Raw genomic sequence first — 20783 nt, 5'->3', positions numbered from 1 at the left:
TCTGTAGCCGCGAGCGTGCCCTGTTGCGATGCGTGAGGGCCTCCGCCACGCGTCTTGAGTCACCGCCCGCGAGGCTCAACGCGTGCCGGCTGCCCGGTGGCTTCGACATGATCATTGCCAGGCCGGTCAGCGTGCAGTAGTCCGCCGTGCGTCACGGCAACGACGGCCTGGGTACTAACGGGCCGGTGTGCGTGTCCGATCGAGGACAGCCGAGCGACTCCCCCGTTCCGTGCCCTTGCCCCCGCTCATTCCACCGGACGACGCTGGAAGGCACACTTTGTCCGAGTTGAAGAGATGGCACCAACATGGCACTTATGCGAATTTGGCTCACTATGACCGTCACCGCCGTCGTGGTCGTCGCAGCCGCCCCGCCAGCCACGGCGATCGGGCCCACCACCACCCGGGTCAGCGTCTCCACCACCGGCAACCAGAGCAACGACCGCAGCGACGACCCGGCGATCAGCGCCGACGGCCGCTATGTCACCTTCGACTCCGACGCCGCCAATCTCGTGCCCGACGACACCAACGGCGTCAGCGACATCTTCCTCCGGGACCGGGTTACCGGCACCACCACCCGCGTCAGCGTTTCCACCAGCGGTAATCAGGCCAACCAATTCAGCCGGGCTTCGGCGATCAGCGCGGACGGCCGTTACCTCGCCTACCACTCCCTGGCGAACAACCTGGTACCCGACGACACCAACGACGAAATCGACGTCTTCGTCTGGGACCGCGTCACCGGCGCCACCAGCCGCGTCAGCGTCTCCACCAACGAATACCAGGCCAACCGCTACAGCGAACTCCCGGCGATCAGCGCCGACGGCCGTTACATCGCCTACCACTCCTTGGCGACCAACCTCGTACCCAGGGACACGAACAGCGCCTACGACGTCTTCGTCCGGGACCAGAGCACCGGTACCACCCGCCGTGTCAGCGTCTCGACAACCGGCGACCAGGGAAACCGGGACAGCTTCGAACCGGCGATCAGCGCCGACGGACGCTACGTCAGCTACACCTCAGGCGCCTCGAACCTGGTACCCGACGACACCAACGGCGACCTCACCGACATCCTCGTCTGGGACCGCACCACCGGCGCCACCCGCCGGATCAGCGTCTCCACCAGCGGCGACCAGGGCAGCGACGACAGCTTCACCTCGGTGCTCAGCGCCGACGGCCGCTACGTCAGTTACGCCTCGGACGCCTCGAACCTCGTACCCGACGACACGAACAACGCCACCGACGTCTTCGTCTGGAACCGGAGCACCGGCACCACCCGCCGAATCAGCGTCTCCACCAGCGGTACCCAGGGCAACAGCTTCAGCCAAAGCCCGGCGATCAGCGCGGACGGCCGCTACGTCGCGTACCACTCCCTGGCGACCAACCTCGTACCCGACGACACCAACGACGTCAGCGACATCTTCGTCCGGGACCGGGTCACCGGCAGCACCCGCCGCGTCAGCGTCTCCACCAACGACTATCAGGCCAACCGCTATAGCGAAGTCCCGGCGATCAGCGCCAACGGCCGCGACATCGCGTACCACTCCCTGGCGACCAACCTCGTACCCGACGACACCAACGACGTCAGCGACATCTTCGTCCGGGACCGGGGCGGCTACTGAGCCCCCGCCGCAGTTCGGCGGCGGCCGGGCGGTTGGCGCTGGGAGCTGACCACTGTGACGGGGGCGCAGGACCGGGCGGCCCGCGCCAAGCCGGGAGCCGACGCCACCCCGCAGCCGCCCGTCAGTCGGGGTCGCGGACGAGGATGTGGGTGGCTCGGGCGGCGGTGGCCGCGGCGAGCAGCACCGCGTACCGGGGTTCGGGGACGTCGAGGAGGCGGTCGGCGCGCAGCGCGGCGAGCGGGGTGAGGCGGCGGTCGGCGAGCACCGTGTCGACGGCGCGGCGGTCACCACCGGCGACGAGGGCGGCGAGCGTGGCCGCTTCGGGGAGCAGGAGGCGTACCGTCAGCTCCACCGCGTCGGCAAGCGCGGCCTTGGCCTGGTTGTCGCGGCGGCGGGCGAAACGTTGCTGGGACCAGCCACCGGCGGCGGTGCGGCCCTGCACGTACCGGGTGTCGACCTTGTGGACGACCAGGTCGCTGCCCTCGGCGATCCCGACGGCCACCGCGCCCTTGCGGGCCAGGAGCAGACCGATCCGGCGGGGCGTCGACGCCGCCGCCGCGAACCCGGCCACGTCCGGGCTGGTGGGGACACCGGGTGGGGTGTGCAGTTCGGCGGTGGCGCCGTCGGGGGCGGTGAGCAGCAGACCGTACGGCTGCGCGAGGACGGCGGGGGTGCCGTGCCGGTCGGTGAAGCCCTCGACCCAGCGGGCGATGCGGGCGGGGTCGACCTCGACCCAGCGGCCACCTCCGGCGGCGGGTCGGCTGGTCATCCCTCGACGGTACGGCACCCTGCCGGAAAGGCGACGGCGGGCGGACCCGGAAGGGTCCGCCCGCCGTGGACACCGCCGTTTCGGCGAAGTGGCGCTTTCCGAAACGGTGGACACCGCCGTTTCGGCGATATGGAGTCGATCAGGCCCCGGGGAGGCTGCCCCGTGGGGCGTCGACCGGGTCAGTGGACGGTGAGATTGCCGCTCACCAGCGTGACCCCGGCGGTGTCCGTCCCCGTCCAGTCGGACGAGAAGAGCAGCGCACCGCCCTGCCAGAGACTTACCCCGATGGTGTCCCTACGACCGGGGGAGCCCCGGTCGGTCACCGTCGTCTCCAGCGTCAACCCGGCGGCCACCACCGCGCCGGTGGTCAGGTCCACCAGTTCGGCCCGGTAGCGGACCCGGGCCGTGGCGTCGGCCGAGCTGATGCCGAGCCCGTCGACGGCGGTGCCACGGATCTCGTAGCGCCGGCCGCCGGAGCCGAACTCCACCTCGGCCGTACCGGAGGCGACACGCCCCGGCTTGGCCGTCAGCTTCACGTCGACGCGGGACCGGGGGTCGGCCGGGTACGTGCCGGCCGAGCCGGTGGCGGTGAACCCGCCGTCACCGGTGAGGAAGCCCCCGTCGGAGGCGGCCACCGTGACCTGGGCGCCGGTGGTGCCGGTGTAGTTGCCGCCGACCGTCGCGGTCACCGCGTGCCGACCTGCGGGCAGGCTCGCCTCGCAGGCGGCCGAGGCGGTGCCGTTGCTCGGGTCGAGCGGGGTGACCACGCCGGTGCAGAGCGCCGTGCCGCCGGCGGTGAACGTCACCGTCGCGGTACGGACGTCACCGGCGGTGCGGTCCGACGCGCCGGCCGGCACCGCGCTGTCCCGCAGGGTGACCCGCAGCAGGGCCCGACCACTGGCCGCCCCGGCGGTGGTGGTCACCAGGCTGTCCCCGGTCCAGGTGCTCTCCGCGTCCTCCGGCAGCACGGTGACGGTGAACGCGGTGCTGGCGGCCGGCGTGCTGCCGTCGGTGACGTTCACCGTGACCGGGTACTCGCCGGGGGTCGCCGTGGTGGTGCCGGTGACCGTCCAGCTCCGGGTGCCGGGGCGGGTGTCGGCGTCGGAGGTGGCCGCCACCGCGAGCGACAGGCCGGCGGGCAGGCCGGTGGCCGTCGCGGTGAGCGCCGCACCGGTGCTGTCGGCGTCGGACGCGGTGACCGTCACGGTCGGCGCGAGCGCGTCGCTGTACTGGACGCGTACCCCGCCGGCCGGGACGTCGGTGGATACCACGGGAACGGCGCGGATGGTCAGGTCGGCGTCGTTCAGGTCGAAGAAGATGTTCCCGACCGCCTCGATCCGGATCCGGGCCCGCTCCGCCGCCACGTTGGGCAGGGTCACCGTGGCGTTGCCGGAGTTCGGCACGCTCGCGGCCAGCACGTGCGGGTAGGTCAGCCCGCCGTCGGTGGAGAGGGTGATCCGTACCTGGTCGACGCCGATCGGGGCCGCGTCGGTGCCGGCGACGTCCCAGGTCACGGCCTGCGTGGATCCGCCGTCGACGACGGCGGCGGTGGCGTGCGAGGTGACCAGGAACGGACCGGTGTTCGGGGCGAGGGTGACCGCGACGTCGGCGCTGCCGACACCGCCGCCGCCCAGCCGATGGTCCCGGGCGGTCAGCTTGAAGTGCATGGTGCGGTCACCGGCGAAGCCGACCCAGTCCCGGGTGGGCAGGAACTCCGAGTAGCAGTCGACCAGCGCGGCCGGCACGTTGGAGGCGCCCCCGGAGGGCGGGGCCGGCGGAGCGGGCGGGCACGCGCCGGTGGCGGCGTTGGTGTTGCCCGCGACGATCTGCTTCAGGTCGGGGAAGACCCGGGTGGAGTTGGTGGTCACCGCGTTCAGACCCGGCGAGTGGTACTTCAGCGTGTCCGTCGGGGAGACGTACGCCGCCTCGCTGAACACCCGGAACAGCGGGCCGTTGACCTTGGTGTTGTTCACCAGCGCGGTGCCGGCGAGGCCACCCCGGTCGTTCTGCTCCCACAGGTACGTCACGGTGTCGCCGTCGGCGTCGGTGGCGCTGCCGGTCAGCGCGAACGGCGTCCGCACCGGGATGGTGACGGCGTCCGGCACGGTCACCACCGGGGCGTGGTTGGCGGTCTCCTCGACCACGTGGCCGCCGTTGTCGATGGCCCCGCCCTTCGCGGTCTCGCCGACGAAGCCGTCGGTCCCGGTCGGGTCGGTCAGGGTGAGCGGCGCGACGTTCGTGCTGGCCAGGGTGCCACCGAAGGTGACCTGGAAACCGGTGTCGTTGAGCAGGCCGGTGGCCCCGAAGGCGGCCACGGTGACGGTCGCGCCGGCCGGCCAGCCCGCGCTCGCCTCGATGGCGGCCTTGATGCCGGCGGTGGTGTAGTTGACCCCGCGCACGATCGGCGCCGAGACGCCGCCCGGGTAGCCGAGGGTGAACGAGTCCCCGTCGGTGTCGAAGTCCCGCAGCGAGACGGTCTGCACCTCGTTGATCATCGGCCGGGTCGCGGTGACGTACGTGGTGATCTCGGTGTAGCTGCGGTGCGACCAGTACGGGTCGCTGTGCGGCTGGAGGTTGTCCTGCTGGCAGATGCCGGCGTACGCCATGATCGACGAACCGCTGCCCGGCTCGTACGAGTTGGCGGCGCTGCGGTTGCCCCCGGAGCAGTTCCACTGGTTGCCGTTGAAGGTGTGGTTGCCGGCGAACTGGTGGCCGATTTCGTGCGCGACGTAGTCCACCGCGAAGAAGTCGCCGATCGGGGTGGGCAGGCCGGTGCAGCCCCGTGCCTTGCCGTCGCCGCCGACCACGCCGAGGCCCGCGACACCGCCGCCGGCGACGCCGAGTCCGATGTGGCCGACGTCGTAGGCGGACGCGCCGACGAGCTGGCCGAGCACGATCCGGTTGCGGTTCAACGTGCTGCTGGAGCAGGAGGTGACCTGGGCCTGGGTGAAGCAGGCCGCCGCGCCGCACGGGCCGTTCGGCTCGGTGGCGAGCGCCGGGGTGTTCAGGTTGGTCTTCGCGGTGTCGTTGATGAGCACCAGCCGGATGGCGGTCTCGTCCTCGTAGATCTGGGTGACCCGGTTCATCAGCGTCACCTTGGCCGCGGTGACGTTCTCCGGGCCGAAGAAGGTCGCGTACGACGGGTCGGTGACCAGCGCTACCCGGTAGGTGCGCAGCCGCACCGCCGGCCCGGCCGGGGTGTCGGCCTGGGCCCCGGCGACCTCGTCCTCCAGCGCGTGCGCGGCGGACTCGACGTCCTCCCGCTCGACGAACTCGCCGTGCCGGTCGACCAGGTCACGGGCGAAGTAGCTGGCGTAGAGGCTCTGGTCCCGGTGGTAGTAGGGGTCGATGTACCAGGCGCCGGCGGACGACCGCACCGACGCGTGGAAGCCGAGCGGGGTGAGGTCCGCCCGGATGGTCGCGCTGGGATCGTCCACGCCCTTGCCCGCGTATGTGGTGATCTCGGGGTGGGCGGCGGCCAGTCCGGCCTCCATCACCGGCGACTCGACCAGCGCGAAACGCTGGAAGCTGCCGTCCGGTGCGGGCAGGGAGATCACCTGCCGCGCCTGGCGCAACGCGCGGGCCTGCTCCTGCGGGGCCCGGTCGAGGGTGTTCTTCAGGGCGGCCCGGTCCAGGGTGTAGGCGGCGAGCCGTTCGGCGTGGACGCTGGCCTGGCGGCCGTTCTTGCTGGCGGCCGGCTTACCGTCCACCTTGTGCCAGGGGCCGTCGGGTGCCGGGGCCGCGCTGGCCGGGGCGGGTCCGGTCAGCACCGGCAGCACCGTCGCGGCCAGCAGGGCCGCCAGTGCGCCGGCGAGGCGGCCACGCCGGGGTCGGCCGGTGCGCGACGCGCGCCCCGGATGGCGTACGAGGCTGGTCCTCAAGTCGTCTCCCTGCTCGGTGAGGAGTGGCGGACCCGCCACCCGCCTGAGCAGGGCGCATCGGTCCACATGATTCACCAGAGACGCTATGGGGACGACAGAGCACCAACATCACCCGAACAGCGGATGAAGTCCTGGCACGAACGCTGGTCAGCGACCATTCCGGACAACCTCGGCGGACGCCACTGTGGCCCGGCGGGGCGGCCCGGTGGGGTGTGGTCCACCGGGTCGATCGGTCGGCGGGACGGGCGCGGTCAGCCACTGAGTAGCGTGACCACGGCCAGGACGGCGATGATGGCGCTGGACGTCAGGGCGGTGACCAGCTGGCCCCGGGGTCCGGTGAGCACCCGTCCGATCACACTGCCGCCCGCCGCAACGAGCAGCTGCCAGCTCGCTGAGGCGAGGAACGCGCCGAGTACGAAGAGTCCGGCGGTCACCGGGTCGGGTCCGGCCCGCCGGGCGAGGACCAGCGCCGCGAAGTAGACCACCGTCGCCGGGTTGAGCAGGGTCAACGCCAGCACACCGAGGAAGGCCCGGGTCGGCGTGTCCAGACCCCGCCGGGCAGCGCCTCCAAAGCGATGTCGATCCGGACGAGGTCGGCCCGGCCGCGATGGTGCCGCCGTCTCGGACGTACGTTCCGAACGAGGTCGGCCCCGCCCCGCGGGTGTCGCCCTCTCGGACGTACGTCGGCGCAGCGCCCGCCACGCGCCGTGTCCGGCGAGGGCGAGCAGCACCCCGGCGGCGGCCAGCCGCAGCGGGCCGGCGACCGGGGCGACGAGCCCCGCGACGGCGGCCCCGCCCAGCGTGGCGACGGCTGCGTAGAGCCCATCGGCGGTGGCGACGCCGAGCGCGGCGGCGGACCCCACCCGGAACGAGGTGCGCGCGGTCAGGCCGAGGACCAGGATGGCGATCGCCCCGACCGGGACGGCGACGCCGTAGCCGGCAACCAGGCCGGCGAGGAACGCGGTCACGACGGCGGACGGTGGACCGGGACGCGACCGGGGCGCAACCGCTGTCGACCCGTGGCGGTGGCCACGGCGACAGGGACGACGAACTTCCGGTACGACTCGGTCACCCGGTCATCCTGCGCCCGCCATCCCGCCCCCGCGACCGGTTTACCAACCTGCGTCCGACCAACCAGAGCGGACGGACCCGGGGCCGGCCGGGGCGCGCCGCGCGGCCCCGTGTCGCGCAGCCCTGTCAGGGGCGCGTCGCTTTATTGGCGAAGTGGCGGTATCCCTCGCCGAGGAGACCCCCATTTCGCCAAAACGGCAGCCCGACCGACCGAGCCCGACCGACCGGGACGGGGCAGGCCCGGCCGGGACAGGCCGGCGGGCCGGGACGAGGTCGGGCGGCCCGGGCGGCCGTCTCGGGGGCGGAAAGCGTCGAGGGTGCCGCCCCGGAAGCGGGGCGGCACCCTCGACGTGGTGTGGTCGGGTCAGACGTTGAAGCCGAGCGCGCGGAGCTGCTCCCGACCATCGTCGGTGATCTTGTCCGGCCCCCATGGCGGAATCCACACCCAGTTGATCCGGAAGTCGTTGACCAGCCCGCCACCCGGGCCGGTGGTCAGCGCCTGCCGGCACTGCGCCTCGATCTCGTCGGTCAGCGGGCAGGCCGCCGAGGTCAGCGTCATGTCGATGGTGGCGACGTTCTCGTCGTCGACGTGTACGCCGTACACCAGGCCGAGGTCGACCACGTTGATGCCCAGCTCGGGGTCGACGACGTCCTTCATCGCCTCCTCGATGTCGGCGAGGGCGGCCTTGCCGCCGGCCGAGGCGGTCGAGGTCTCCCCCGCCGGCGCGGTCTCCCCGTCCGCCGCCGGCGTGGCCTCCCCCGTCACCGTCGCCGTCTCCCCGGCCGGCGGCGTCGCGGCCGCGTCGGCCGACGAGCTTGCCGCCGGGTCGGACGGTGCCTTCGCGGCGCCGTCGGGCGGCGTCACGGCCGCTTCGGGCGACGGCGTGGTGGCCGTCGCGGTCTCTTCTGCACTCATGCCTTCACCTCCGGGCTCGCGCCCACCCCCGCGCGTGCCGCGGCGTCCTTGAACGCCATCCACGGCAGCAGCGCGCACTTGACCCGGGCGGGGTAGCGGGCGACACCCGCGAACGCTACCCCGTCACCGAGCACGTCCTCGTCCGGCGTGACCTGGCCACGACCGGACATCAGCTCGACGAACGCCTCGTGCACGGTGAACGCCGCGTCGGTCTGGCTGCCCGTCAACAGCTCGTGCAGCACGCTCGCGGACGCCTGGCTGATCGAGCAGCCCATGCCGTCGTACGAGATGTCGTGCAGCACCGTGCCGTCGGTGGCGACCCGGACGGTCACCTCGTCCCCGCAGGTCGGGTTGACGTGGTGCGCCTCGGCGACCCGGTCCCCCGGCTCCTGCGGGTCGCGCAGGCCACGACCGTGCGGATGCTTGTAGTGGTCCAGGATGATCTCCTGGTAGAGCTGGTCGAGCTGCATCAGGCGAACACCTTCCGTGCCTGCTCCAGGCCCGCCACCAGGGCGTCGATCTCCCCGGTGGTGGTGTAGAGGTAGAACGACGCCCGGGTCATCGCCGGCACCCCGAACCGGGTACACACCGGCCGGGCGCAGTGGTGGCCGACCCGCACCTGCACCCCGAGGGCGTCGAGCACCTGCCCGACGTCGTGCGGGTGCACGTCGCCGAGGGCGAACGAGATGGTGCCGCCCCGACCCACCGGTACGGCCGGGCCGAAGACCCGCAACCCCGGCACCGTCGCCAGGGCGTCCAGCGCGTACGCGGTCAGCTCCTTCTCGTGCCACTGGATCGCCCGCATGCCGATGCCGGTGAGGTAGTCCACGGCGGCGCCGAGCGCCACCGCCTCGGCGATCGGCGGGGTGCCCGCCTCGAACCGGGCCGGCGGCGCGGCGAACGTGGAACCGGCCATCGTCACCGTCTCGATCATCGAGCCGCCGCCGAGCACCGGCGGCATCGCCGCCAGCAGCTCCGAGCGGCCCCAGAGCACGCCGATGCCGGTCGGGCCGCACATCTTGTGGCCGGTGAAGACGATGAAGTCGGCGTCGAGGTCCACCACGTCGAGCGGCATGTGCGGTGCCGACTGCGAGCAGTCCCAGAGCAGCAGGGCGCCCACCTCGCGGACCCGCTGGGTGATCCGCGAGGTGGGGTTGACCGTGCCGAGGATGTTCGAGACGTGCACCAGCGAGACGAGTTTCGTCCGCTCGTTGACCAGGTCCTCCAGGCCGGAGTCGTCGAGCCGGCCGTGCTCGGTGACCGGGAACCAGCGCAGGGTCGCACCGGTCCGCTCGCAGAGCAGCTGCCACGGAACGATGTTCGAGTGGTGCTCCATCTCGGAGATCACCACCTCGTCACCGGGGCCGAGCCGGAACCGGGGGTCGGCGTCCGCGCGCAGCGAGGCGTTGGAGAACGCGTACGCCACCAGGTTGATCGCCTCGGTGGAGTTCTTGGTGAAGACCACCTCGTCCGCGCTGGGCGCGTTGACGAACGCGGCGATCTTCGCCCGCGCCCCCTCGTACGCCTCGGTGGCCTCGGTGCCCAGGGTGTGCACCGAACGGGACACGTTGGCGTTGTGCCGCGCGTAGTGCTCGGCGAGCACGTCGAGCACCTGGCGCGGCTTGTGCGAGGTGTTGGCGCTGTCGAGGTAGACCAGCGGGTGCCCGTTGATTTCCCGGTCCAGGATCGGGAAGTCGGCGCGCACCTTCGCCACGTCGAAGCGGGGCACGTCGTCGTACTGCGGCATCCCGGCGGGGATGGTGATGGTGGTCATCTCCGGTGACCGGCCCTTCCTCAGGCCCGCGCCGCGCCGGCCCCGGCGACGTACCGCTCGTAGCCCTCGTCCTCGAGCTTGTCGGCCAGCTCCGGGCCGCCCTCCTCGACGATGCGTCCGGCCACGAAGACGTGCACGAAGTCCGGCTTGATGTAGCGCAGGATGCGGGTGTAGTGGGTGATCAGCAGCAGGCCGGTGTCACCGGTGTCGCGGACCCGGTTGACCCCCTCGCTGACCACGCGGAGCGCGTCGACGTCGAGGCCGGAGTCGGTCTCGTCGAGGACCGCGATCTTCGGCTTGAGCAGTTCGAGCTGCACGATCTCGTGCCGCTTCTTCTCACCGCCGGAGAAGCCCTCGTTGACGTTGCGCTGGGCGAAGGCCGGGTCCATCTGGAGCCGTTCCATCGCGCCGCGCAGCTCGCCGCCCCAGGTGCGCAGCTTCGGGGCCGCGCCGTCGATGGCGGTCTTGGCGGTCCGCAGGAAGTTCGCCACCGAGACGCCGGGCACCTCGACCGGGTACTGCATGGCAAGGAAGAGGCCGGCGCGGGCCCGCTCGTCGACGGACATCTCCAGCACGTCCACGCCGTCGAGGGTCACCGTGCCGCCGGTGATCTCGTACTTCGGGTGACCGGCGATCGAGTACGCCAGGGTCGACTTGCCGGAGCCGTTCGGGCCCATGATGGCGTGCGTCTCGCCCGACTTCACGGTCAGGTTGACGCCGGCCAGGATCGGCTTGAGCTCACCCTCGGGCAGCTTGACCGACACCTTCAGGTCGCGGATCTCCAGGGTGCTCATTATCGGGTCACTCCATTGCTCGGCGTGAGACTGACGTAGATGTCGCCGTCGCGGACTTCGACGGGATAGACGGGTACGGGTTCGGTGGCGGGCAGGCCGCTCGGCGCACCGGTCCGCAGGTCGAAACGCGAACCGTGCAGCCAGCATTCCAGCGTGCAGCCCTCCACCTCGCCCTCGCTGAGGGCCACCGAGGCGTGCGAACACTCGTCGTGGACGGCGTGGAAGGAGCCGTCCTCGGCGTGCACGAGGGCGATCTGGGTGCCGTCCACGTCGGCGCTGATCGCGGTGCCCTTGGGCACGTCCTCGGTCGAGCAGATCCTGATCATCAGGCGCCGGCCTTGGTCAGCCGGGCCTCGATCGCCTCACCGAGCCGCTCGCGCAGCGCCTCCACCGGGATCTTGTTGAGGATCTCGGCGAAGAAGCCCCGGACCACCAGACGGCGGGCCTCGGCCTCCGGGATGCCCCGGGCCATCAGGTAGAAGAGCTGCTCGTCGTCGAAGCGGCCGGTGGCGCTCGCGTGGCCGGCGCCGGCAATCTCGCCGGTCTCGATCTCCAGGTTGGGCACCGAGTCCGCCCGCGCGCCGTCGGTCAGCAGCAGGTTCCGGTTGATCTCGTACGTGTCGGTGCCGGTCGCCTCGGCGCGGATGAGCACGTCGCCCACCCAGACGGTACGGGCGCTCTCGCCCTGCAACGCGCCCCGGTAGCCGACATTGCTGCGGCAGTCCGGGATGCTGTGGTCGACCAGCTGCCGGTGCTCGAGGTGCTGCCCGGAGTCGGCGAAGTAGACGCCGTACAGCTCGGCCTCGCCGCCCCGGCCGGCGTACTCCACGCTGGTGTACTGCCGGACCAGGTCGCCGCCGAGGGTGACCTGCACGTGCGTCACCCGGGCGTCCCGGCCCAGCTTGATCTTGAGGTGCTGCGCCTGGACCGCGTCGTCGGCCCAGTCGGCGACGGTGACCAGGGTGAGCTTCGCGCCGTCCCCGACGGACACCTCGACGTTCTCGCCGAGCGTGCCGCTGCCCACCTGCTCCACCACGATGACCGACTCCGACAGCGGGCCGATCTCGACGAAGGTGTGCGCGAAGGCGAGCACGTCGCGGGGACCGCCCTGCACGGTGATCGTCACCGGCTCGTGGACCACCGCCTGGGGGGCGACCCGGATCAGCCGGCCGAGGTCCGCCTCGCCGTAGGCGCGGGCGCTGACCCGGTCGAACGGGGTCAGCACGCTGCCCCGGCGCGGGTCGTCCTTGGCCAGCGTCCCGACGGTCACGCCGTCCGGCAGGCGGCCGACGTCGTAGGCGGGCCAGTGCGGGGACTCGTCGGTGACGGTCCCGTCCAGCAGACCCCGCAGCCGCTTGAGCGGGGTGAAGCGCCACTCCTCCTCCAGCCCGGTGAGGGCGGGGAAGTCGGCGACGTCGTACGAGCGCAGCGCCTGCGACTTGGTGCTCGGCGGCGGCGCGGAAGCCTGGGTAGTCATCTCTTCCTTGGTCAGTTCTCGCGACAGCGGTGGGCAACACGGGCTGGCAGGGCGGACCGGTGGCACCGGCCCGCCCGTGGGTGGGGCGAAGTCATCCGCCCGCCCGGAGGTGGGGCGGCGTCAGCCGACCGCGCCCTCCATCTGCAGCTCGATCAGGCGGTTCAGCTCCAGGGCGTACTCCATCGGGAGTTCCTTGGCGATCGGCTCGATGAAGCCGCGCACGATCATCGCCATCGCCTCGTCCTCGCTCAGGCCCCGGCTCATCAGGTAGAAGAGCTGGTCCTCGCTGACCTTGGAGACGGTCGCCTCGTGCCCCATCGACACGTCGTCCTCACGGATGTCGACGTACGGGTAGGTGTCCGAGCGGGAGATGGTGTCGACCAGCAGCGCGTCGCACTTGACCGTGCTCGCGCTGTGGTGCGCGCCCTCCATGACCTGCACCAGACCCCGGTACGAGGTACGGCCGCCGCCCCGGGCGATCGACTTCGACACGATGGTGCTGCTGGTGTGCGGCGCGGCGTGCACCATCTTGGCCCCGGCGTCCTGGTGCTGGCCCTCGCCGGCCATCGCCACCGAGAGCACCTCGCCCTTGGCGTGCTCGCCGGTCATGTAGACCGCCGGGTACTTCATGGTGACCTTGGAGCCGATGTTGCCGTCGATCCACTCCATGGTCGCGCCCTCGTGGCAGACCGCGCGCTTGGTGACCAGGTTGTAGACGTTGTTCGACCAGTTCTGGATGGTCGTGTAGCGGCAGCGGGCGTTCTTCTTGACGATGATCTCGACGACCGCGCTGTGCAGCGAGTCGGAGGAGTAGATCGGGGCGGTGCAGCCCTCGACGTAGTGCACGTACGCGCCCTCGTCGACGATGATCAGCGTCCGCTCGAACTGGCCCATGTTCTCGGTGTTGATCCGGAAGTACGCCTGGAGCGGGATCTCCACGTGCACGCCCTTCGGCACGTAGATGAACGAGCCACCGGACCACACGGAGGTGTTCAGCGCGGCGAACTTGTTGTCGCCGACCGGGATCACCGTGCCGAAGTACTCCTTGAAGATGTCCTCGTGCTCCTTGAGAGCGGTGTCGGTGTCGAGGAAGACGACACCCTGCTCCTCCAGGTCTTCACGGATCTTGTGGTAGACCACCTCGGACTCGTACTGGGCGGCGACACCGGCGATCAGCCGCTGCTTCTCGGCCTCGGGGATGCCCAGCCTGTCGTAGGTGTTCTTGATCTCCTCGGGCAGTTCCTCCCAGCTGGTGGCCTGCTTCTCAGTGGAGCGGACGAAGTACTTGATGTTGTCGAAGTCGATCCCGGTGAGGTCCGCGCCCCACGCCGGCATCGGCTTGCGGCCGAACAGCCGCAGGCCCTTCAGCCGCAGGTCGAGCATCCAGGCCGGCTCGTTCTTCTTGGCCGAGATGTCCCGCACCACCGCCTCGTTGAGGCCCCGCTGGGCGGTCGCCCCGGCGACGTCGGGGTCGGCCCAGCCGTACTCGTAGCGACCGAGGGCGGCGAGCTGCTCCTCCTGGGTCAGGGGCTGGACGATCTGCTCGGTCATCTATCTGTCCTCACAGTGGTGACGGTGTTACCGGACGGAACACGCCCCGGCTGACCGGGAATGTGCGTGGTGCACACCCCGTCGCCGTGCGCGATGGTGGCCAGACGCTGTACGTGCGTACCGACCAGACGGGAAATCACCGAGGTCTCGGCCTCGCACAGTTGGGGGAACTCGGCGGCCACGTGCGCCACCGGACAGTGGTGCTGACAAAGCTGGCCGCCGGAGGCAATCGTGGACGCGCTGGCAGCGTATCCCTCGGCGGTCAACGCTCCGGCGAGCGCCTCGGCGCGGGCGAGCGGGTCCTCCCCGGCGCCCTCCATCGCCGTCCGGCAGCGGCGCTCCAGCGCGGCGACCTGCTCGGTGGCGAACGCCTCGACCGCCTCCGGGCCGCCGGTGCGGGCGATCCAGCGCAGGGCGGCGGTGGCCATGTTGTCGTAGTGGTGGGTGCCGCAGCGCAGCCGGCCGGCGTCGGTGAGCACGAAGACCTTGGCCGGACGGCCGCGCCCCCGGTGCCCCCGCACCGCCTGCTCGCGGGCGAGCACGTCGCCGTCGGCGAGCATCGCGTCGAGGTGGCGGCGGATCGCCGCCGGGCTGAGCCCGAGCGCGTCGCCGAGCTGCGCGGCGGTGGTCGCGCCCCGCTCCAGCAGGAGCTGGGTGACCCGCTCACGGGTGGAGACGTCGGCGGCGGACGCGGACGCCCCGGCGGCCGGCCCGGCCGCCGGCCGCTGCCCGGAGAGCGCCGCCGCGTTTTTCACAACGCCCACGTTACGTAATTCGCTGGACGCCCGCAAACCCCTGTTCCGGTGATCCAAACCACCGGCTCGGCGGAGGCCACCCGGAATCCGAGCACTACAGTGCGTAGGATTCGCGGTGTGATGCGATCCGCCCGGTTCCCGGTCTCCGCCACCCTGCTGCGCCGTCTCGCGCTCGCCTCGATCATCGCCAACGTCGGGATCGTGGTGACCGGCGGGGCCGTCCGGTTGACCGCCTCCGGTCTCGGCTGCCCCACCTGGCCCCGGTGCACGGACGCGTCGTACACCGCCACCGCCGAGATGGGCATCCACGGGGCGATCGAGTTCGGCAACCGGCTGCTCACCTTCGCGGTCGGACTGATCACGCTGGCCACCCTGCTCGCGGTGCTGCTGCACCAGCCCCGGCGGCGCGGCCTGGTGCCGCTGGCGGTCGCGGTCTTCCTGGGCATCCCGGCCCAAGCGGTGGTCGGCGGAATCACCGTGCTGACCAACCTCAACCCGTGGGTGGTCGGGCTGCACTTTCTCGCCTCGATGGCGGTGATCGCGGCGGCGTACGCGCTCTGGAAGCGGACGATGGAGCCGGACGGGCCGACGGTGGCCGTGGTAGCCGCCCCGCTGCGCCACCTGGCCCGGCTGACCACGCTGGTCGGCGTGGCCGTGCTGGTCATCGGGACCTGGGTAACCGGCAGCGGCCCGCACGCCGGTGACCACGGCGCGGCCCGCAACGGCTTGGACCCGGAGTCGATCTCCCAGGTCCACGCGGACAGCGTCTTCCTGCTGATCGGCCTCTCGGTGGCGCTGGTCTTCGCCTTCCGGGCGGTCGGCGCGACCGGTCCGGCCCGGGCGGCGCTGGTGCTGGTCGCGGTGATACTCGGCCAGGGCCTGATCGGCTTCGTGCAGTACTTCACCCACCTGCCGGCCCTGCTGGTCGGCGCGCACATGCTCGGCTCGTGCCTGGTGCTGCTGGCCACCCTGTCCGTGCAGTGGTCGACCCGCGAGCGGCGGCCCGTCGCCACTCCGGAGACGGCCGCCGAGGCAGTGACGGACGCCCCGGCACGCCCGGTCAGCGCCGCCCACAGCTGATCCGCTCGCCCCGCCCCGCCCGGATCCGCCCCGCCCGGATCCGACCCGCGCCCACCCGCCTGCCGTCCTCGCCCACCCGCTGCCGGCTGCCCGCTGGCGGCTGGCGGCTGGCGGCTGGGGTGGTTGCAGGGGTCCCCTGCTCATCAAAAGGCGGTAACAAGGGACCCCTGCTACCACCCCAGCCCGCCCACAGCGGAGGGCGGGAGCGGGAGAGGAGTGGGGGCGCGGGAGCAGGGGGCGCGCGGGGGTGGGATCAGGTGGCGCGGAGGTGGGCCACGATCGCGTCGGCGAAGCGGTCGGCGGCGCCCTCGGTGTGACCGAGGAAGAGCGACGGCTCGGTGAGTTCCAGTTCGACCAGGACCGGCGAGCCGTCCGGACCGGGAATCACGTCCACCCGCGCGTAGAGCAGCCGCCCGGATCCGCCGGGCACCGCCGTCAGGGTCTTCTCCGCCACCGCCAACTGCTCGGGTGTGGCGGTGCGCGGGTCGATCCGCTCGGGCCGGAACAGCTCACCGGTGGGCAGGTCCGGGCCGGTGAGCATGGCGCCCTTGCGGATCGCGTGGCTGAACACCGGGCCGGTGGGTCCACCGGCGAACAGCAGCGCGGTCTCCCCCGCAGTGTCGACCGCGCTCAGGTACGGCTGCACCATGGCCGTTCGGCCCGCTGCGCCGAGCCGGGCCAGGTGGTCGGCGGCGAGCCGGCGGTGGTCGGGGTCGGCCAGGTCGTACCGGCCGCTGTCCAGGCTGCCCGCGCCGACCGCGGGCTTGACGACGTACTCGCCCTGCTCCGGCTGCCGCCAGGGTGCGCCGGGCGCGATCCAGGTGGTGGGCACGGTCGGCACCCCGGCAGCGGAGAGGTCGTCGAGGTATCGCTTGTCGGTGTTCCAGGCGACCACGTCGGCCGGGTTGGCCAGCCGGGGCACGGTCGCCGCCCAGGCGACGAACTCGTCGCGGCGAGCGATGTAGTCCCAGGTCGAGCGGAGCACGACCAGGTCGTAGTCGGGCCAGTCCACGCCCGGGTCGTCCCAGGTGACGGTGTCGACCCGTACGCCCCGGGCAGCTAGCGGGGCCAGCAGGAGCCGGTCGTCCGGCTCGAGGTCGGGCAGGTCGGTGCAGGTGACGAGAGCGACCCGGGGTCGCCCCCGGGTCGACTGCTGATTGTCGGACAAAGGTGTCTCTCTATTTATCGGGCCAGGGTGCGCCGGGCCATCGACCGCCAGAGGTCGTTGCTCGGCCGCATCTGGTCCATCAGTTCACGTTCCCAGGCGTTCTCCACGGCCACCCCCGCCAGCGCGCAGGCCTCCCGCGCGATGTCGGTGCCCTCGGCGAACTGGTCTGCCCACACCCCGTCGGAGCCCACCAGCACGATGCGTGCGCCCCGCTTGCCGACGTACTCGATCACCGCCGTCGCGCCGCCGTGGCCGGCGGCGAACGACTTGATGCCGGAGACCAGGCCGTTGGGGGCCGGGGCCGAGGCGATCTGATCAGCCGTCAGCGTCGTATCGGAACCATCTGCCATGACGCGAAGCCTAAGCAGATTTCCGCCCGGATGCGCGAGAACGATGAACTGATTGTGATGCCAATTACCTGAGGTTTAAGGAGAACCACAGGTAATTGGCCCTCATTTGTCCGACTTATCCAGACATACCCGGGCCGGAAATGTTACCGAGAGGTGACAACTTTCCGACGGGCGTGCGGCCGCTCAGAGCAGCGCGTCAAGGGCGACCGCCGCCGCCAGGATGGTCAGGTACGTGGTGGACCAGTGGAACAGCCGCATCGGCTTGACCGCCTCGCCCCGGGCGGAACGCCGGCACAGCTTGTGCGCCTCGACGATGAACACCGCCCCGACCACCAGGGCGGTCACGCCGTAGATCGGGCTCATCCCGAGCGGCCAGAGCGCCAGCGAGGACAGCACGGTGAGCCAGGTGAAGACGATGATCTCCCCGTTGACTCGCCGGGTGGAGGCGACCACCGGCAGCATCGGGATGCCGGCGCGGGCGTAGTCCGCCTTGTACTTGATGGCCAGCGCGTAGAAGTGCGGCATCTGCCAGAAGAAGACCACCGCGAAGAGGGCCCACGCCGCCGGGGCGAGCGAACCGGTCACCGCCGCCCAGCCGATCAGCACCGGGGCCGCCCCGCAGGCCCCGCCCCAGAAGGTGTTCTGCGAGGTGGTCCGCTTCAGCCACAGCGTGTAGACCAGGTCGTAGTAGACGATGGCGGCCAGGGTCAGCGCGGTGGCGAGCCAGTTGGTGAAGACCGCCATCAGGGCCACCGAGACGGCGGCCAGCACCAGCCCGAAGACCAGGGCGTTGCGCGGGGTGACCGTGTGGGTGGGCAGCGGACGGCGTTTCGTCCGCCGCATGACCTGGTCGATGTCCCGGTCGATGTAGCAGTTGATCACGCTGGCCGCGCCCGCGGCGAGGGCGCCGCCGACCACCACGATCGCGACCAGCCAGAGCGACGGCAGGCCGCCGGCGGCGAGCATCATCGCCGGCACCGTGGTGACCAGGAGCAGCTCGACGATCCGGGGCTTGGTGAGGGTGACGTACGCCGAGACCACCGCCCGCACGTCCCGCCGCGCACCGGCCTCCGGCGCCACCTCCGCCGCTGGTCCTGCGGCGGGACTGTTGACGGGGCGTTCGGTGATCATGCTCACGTACGGCCACCTTCCGGCATCGGCAGGAGATCGGCTCAGCGGCGGCCGGTTCGCGGCACGCACATACCGACCGACAGCCTACGCGGCGTGATCCGCGCAGCCCGTCCGCCCCGTCCCCCGTGCCCGCCATCACATCCGCCGGGGCCGGAACGGGACGTCGGCCGCAGCCGGGAGGAGAACTGGTCAACCGGCACGTAACCGCATGTAGAGATCCCTGGGCAGGGGTTTACGGCCGCTCGATAGGGTCATCCCCGAGGGTTCCGCCCATCTGCCGAGGAGCACAACCATCGTGGCTGCCAACCGACCCGAACAGACAACCCTGACCTGGTCCGACCTCGACCGGCGGGCCGTCGACACCGTCCGAGTGCTGGCCATGGACGCCGTGGAGAAATCCGGCAACGGCCACCCCGGTACGGCGATGAGCCTCGCCCCCGCCGCGTACCTGCTCTTCAACAAGGTCATGCGGCACAACCCCGCCGACCCGAACTGGGCCGGCCGGGACCGTTTCGTCCTCTCCTGCGGCCACTCCAGCCTCACCCTCTACATCCAGCTCTTCCTCAGCGGCTACCCGCTCGGGCTGGACGACCTGAAGGCGCTGCGCCAGTGGGGCTCGCTCACTCCGGGTCACCCCGAGCACGGGCACACCCCCGGCGTGGAGACCACCACCGGCCCGCTCGGGCAGGGCCTGGGCAACGCGGTCGGCATGGCGATGGCCGCCCGGCGGGAGCGGGGCCTGTTCGACCCGGACGCCGCGCCGGGCAAGTCGATCTTCGACCACCACATCTGGTGCATCGCCTCGGACGGCGACATCGAGGAGGGCATCAGCCACGAGGCCAGCGCCCTCGCCGGCCACCAGCAGCTCGGCAACCTCACCCTGATCTACGACGACAACGAGATCTCGATCGAGGACGACACCCGGATCGCCAAGAGCGAGGACGTCGCCGCCCGGTACGAGGCGTACGGCTGGCACGTGCAGACCGTCGACTGGCGGCGCGGCGACGCCGACCAGGGCGACTACCACGAGAACGTCGAGGCCCTGCACGCCGCGCTGCTCGCCGCGAAGGCGGAGAGCGGCCGCCCCTCGTTCATCGCGCTGCGCACCATCATCGGCTGGCCCGCCCCGAACAAGCAGAACACCGGCAAGATCCACGGCTCGGCGCTCGGCGCCGACGAGGTGGCCGCCACCAAGCGGGTGCTCGGCTTCGACCCGGAGCGCACCTTCGAGGTGAGCGAGGAGGTGCTCGCCCACACCCGGGACGCGCTCACCCGGGGCGCGCAGGAGCAGCAGGAGTGGCAGAAGGCGTTCGACGGGTGGGCGAAGGCCGCCCCGGAGCGCCAGGCCCTCTACGAGCGGCTGGCCACTCGTACCCTCCCGCAGGGCTGGGCCGACGCGCTGCCCACCTTCCCGGCGGATGCCAAGGGGATCGCCACCCGGGCCGCGTCCGGCAAGGTCCTGGAGGCCCTCGCCCCGGTGCTGCCGGAGCTGTGGGGCGGTTCGGCCGACCTGGCGGAGAGCAACAACACCACGATGAAGGGCGAGCCGTCCTTCGTCCCGAGCAGCCACGCCACCAAGGAGTTCCCCGGCCACGAGTACGGCCGCACCCTGCACTTCGGCATCCGTGAGCACGCCATGGGCGCGATCCTGAACGGCATCACGCTGCACGGCGGCACCCGCCCGTACGGCGGCACGTTCCTGGTCTTCAGCGACTACATGCGCCCGTCGGTGCGGCTCGCCGCGCTGATGAAGCTGCCGGTGGTCTACGTCTGGACGCACGACTCGATCGGTCTCGGCGAGGACGGCCCGACCCACCAGCCGGTGGAGCACCTGACCGCGCTGCGGGCCATCCCCGGCCTGGACGTGGTGCGTCCGGCCGACGCCAACGAGACCGTCTGGGCCTGGCGGGCGGCGCTGGAGCACACCGACCGGCCGACCGCGCTGGCGCTGAGCCGGCAGCCGCTGCCGACGCTGGACCGGTCGACCCTGGCCGACGCGGAGGGCGTGACGAAGGGCGGCTACGTGCTGGCCGAGGCGTCCAACGGCAAGCCGCAGGTGATCCTGGTCGGCACCGGTTCGGAGGTGCAGCTCTGCCTGACCGCCCGGGAGCGGCTGGAGGAGCAGGGCACCCCCACCCGGGTCGTCTCGATGCCCTGCCAGGAGTGGTTCTTCGCGCAGGACGAGGCGTACCGCGAGTCGGTGCTGCCGCGGAGCGTGAAGGCCCGGGTCAGCGTCGAGGCGGGCATCGGGATGTCCTGGCGTGGCATCGTCGGCGACAGCGGCGAGAGCGTCAGCCTGGAGCACTACGGGGCGAGCGCCCCGCACTCGGTGCTCTTCGAGCAGTTCGGCTTCACCCCGGACCGGATCGTGGCCGCCGCGCACGCGGCGCAGACCCGGATCGGCGACATCACCGGTTTCACCACCGGCAACTGAGGGGAGCGTGAACGGC

At 71.6% G+C, this 20783-nt stretch carries 17 protein-coding genes; 3 read left to right on the top strand and 14 right to left on the bottom strand.

Annotation, left to right across the window (positions count from 1 at the left end; translation table 11 throughout):
* Positions 1-314: 314 nt before the first annotated feature.
* Complete coding sequence (locus tag GA0074692_RS02795) at positions 315-1616, top strand: TolB family protein (protein ID WP_176738263.1); 1302 nt, start codon at positions 315-317, stop codon at positions 1614-1616.
* Between the two features lie 121 nt (positions 1617-1737).
* Here GA0074692_RS02795 and GA0074692_RS02790 read toward each other — a convergent pair whose 3' ends face one another.
* The 11 genes from GA0074692_RS02790 to GA0074692_RS02740 form a co-directional block, all read right to left on the bottom strand.
* Positions 1738-2385, bottom strand: a complete 648-nt coding sequence (locus tag GA0074692_RS02790) for an acVLRF1 family peptidyl-tRNA hydrolase (RefSeq protein WP_091639007.1) — start codon at positions 2383-2385, stop codon at positions 1738-1740.
* 179 nt (positions 2386-2564) lie between these two features.
* A complete protein-coding gene (locus GA0074692_RS02785) occupies positions 2565-6266 on the bottom strand; it encodes a reprolysin-like metallopeptidase (RefSeq protein ID WP_245730085.1) in 3702 nt (1233 codons plus the stop codon).
* A gap of 251 nt (positions 6267-6517) precedes the next feature.
* Positions 6518-7234 (bottom strand): LysE family transporter, encoded by a 717-nt coding sequence (locus GA0074692_RS02780; protein ID WP_091639004.1) that lies wholly within the window; start codon positions 7232-7234, stop codon positions 6518-6520.
* Between the two features lie 467 nt (positions 7235-7701).
* Positions 7702-8103 (bottom strand): metal-sulfur cluster assembly factor, encoded by a 402-nt coding sequence (locus GA0074692_RS02775; protein WP_091652447.1) that lies wholly within the window; start codon positions 8101-8103, stop codon positions 7702-7704.
* Positions 8104-8249: 146 nt separating this feature from the next.
* A complete protein-coding gene (gene sufU, locus GA0074692_RS02770; RefSeq protein ID WP_091639001.1) occupies positions 8250-8723 on the bottom strand; it encodes a Fe-S cluster assembly sulfur transfer protein SufU in 474 nt (157 codons plus the stop codon).
* A complete protein-coding gene (locus GA0074692_RS02765; RefSeq protein ID WP_091638999.1) occupies positions 8723-10027 on the bottom strand; it encodes a cysteine desulfurase in 1305 nt (434 codons plus the stop codon). Before GA0074692_RS02765 ends, sufU begins: the two co-directional genes overlap by 1 nt.
* 20 nt (positions 10028-10047) lie before the next feature.
* A complete protein-coding gene (gene sufC / locus GA0074692_RS02760; protein ID WP_091638996.1) occupies positions 10048-10821 on the bottom strand; it encodes a Fe-S cluster assembly ATPase SufC in 774 nt (257 codons plus the stop codon).
* Positions 10821-11147 (bottom strand): non-heme iron oxygenase ferredoxin subunit, encoded by a 327-nt coding sequence (locus GA0074692_RS02755; RefSeq protein ID WP_091638993.1) that lies wholly within the window; start codon positions 11145-11147, stop codon positions 10821-10823. The genes sufC and GA0074692_RS02755 overlap by 1 nt, the downstream gene beginning before the upstream one ends.
* The gene (sufD, locus tag GA0074692_RS02750) at positions 11147-12298 is read right to left on the bottom strand and encodes a Fe-S cluster assembly protein SufD (RefSeq protein WP_091638991.1); all 1152 of its coding nucleotides are present in this window, start codon (positions 12296-12298) and stop codon (positions 11147-11149) included. The genes GA0074692_RS02755 and sufD overlap by 1 nt, the downstream gene beginning before the upstream one ends.
* Before the next feature lie 120 nt (positions 12299-12418).
* Positions 12419-13849, bottom strand: coding sequence for a Fe-S cluster assembly protein SufB (sufB, locus tag GA0074692_RS02745; RefSeq protein ID WP_091638988.1), 1431 nt, complete (start codon positions 13847-13849; stop codon positions 12419-12421).
* On the bottom strand, positions 13846-14604 hold the full coding sequence (locus GA0074692_RS02740) for a helix-turn-helix transcriptional regulator (RefSeq protein ID WP_091638986.1): 759 nt from the start codon (positions 14602-14604) through the stop codon (positions 13846-13848). Before GA0074692_RS02740 ends, sufB begins: the two co-directional genes overlap by 4 nt.
* Positions 14605-14703: 99 nt before the next feature.
* Between GA0074692_RS02740 and GA0074692_RS02735 the strand changes: the two genes are divergently transcribed.
* Positions 14704-15684, top strand: coding sequence for a COX15/CtaA family protein (locus GA0074692_RS02735; RefSeq protein WP_091638984.1), 981 nt, complete (start codon positions 14704-14706; stop codon positions 15682-15684).
* 253 nt (positions 15685-15937) lie between these two features.
* Here the strand turns inward: GA0074692_RS02735 and GA0074692_RS02730 are convergent, their stop codons facing one another.
* From GA0074692_RS02730 to GA0074692_RS02720, 3 genes are all read right to left on the bottom strand, one after another.
* On the bottom strand, positions 15938-16852 hold the full coding sequence (locus tag GA0074692_RS02730; RefSeq protein ID WP_091638981.1) for an ATP-grasp domain-containing protein: 915 nt from the start codon (positions 16850-16852) through the stop codon (positions 15938-15940).
* A 14-nt stretch (positions 16853-16866) separates the two neighbouring features.
* Positions 16867-17202, bottom strand: coding sequence for a hypothetical protein (locus GA0074692_RS02725; RefSeq protein WP_091638979.1), 336 nt, complete (start codon positions 17200-17202; stop codon positions 16867-16869).
* A 183-nt stretch (positions 17203-17385) separates the two neighbouring features.
* On the bottom strand, positions 17386-18339 hold the full coding sequence (locus GA0074692_RS02720) for a heme o synthase (protein WP_425413323.1): 954 nt from the start codon (positions 18337-18339) through the stop codon (positions 17386-17388).
* 289 nt (positions 18340-18628) lie between these two features.
* Here GA0074692_RS02720 and tkt point away from each other — a divergent pair, with 289 nt between their 5' ends.
* Complete coding sequence (gene tkt, locus GA0074692_RS02715) at positions 18629-20767, top strand: transketolase (protein ID WP_091638976.1); 2139 nt, start codon at positions 18629-18631, stop codon at positions 20765-20767.
* Positions 20768-20783 lie beyond the last annotated feature (16 nt).

Origin of the sequence: Micromonospora pallida (assembly GCF_900090325.1) — a bacterium.
Taxonomy (GTDB): Bacteria; Actinomycetota; Actinomycetes; order Mycobacteriales; family Micromonosporaceae; genus Micromonospora; species Micromonospora pallida.
Note: the sequence above shows the minus strand (reverse complement) of the source record. Positions and strands in the feature narration are given on the sequence as shown.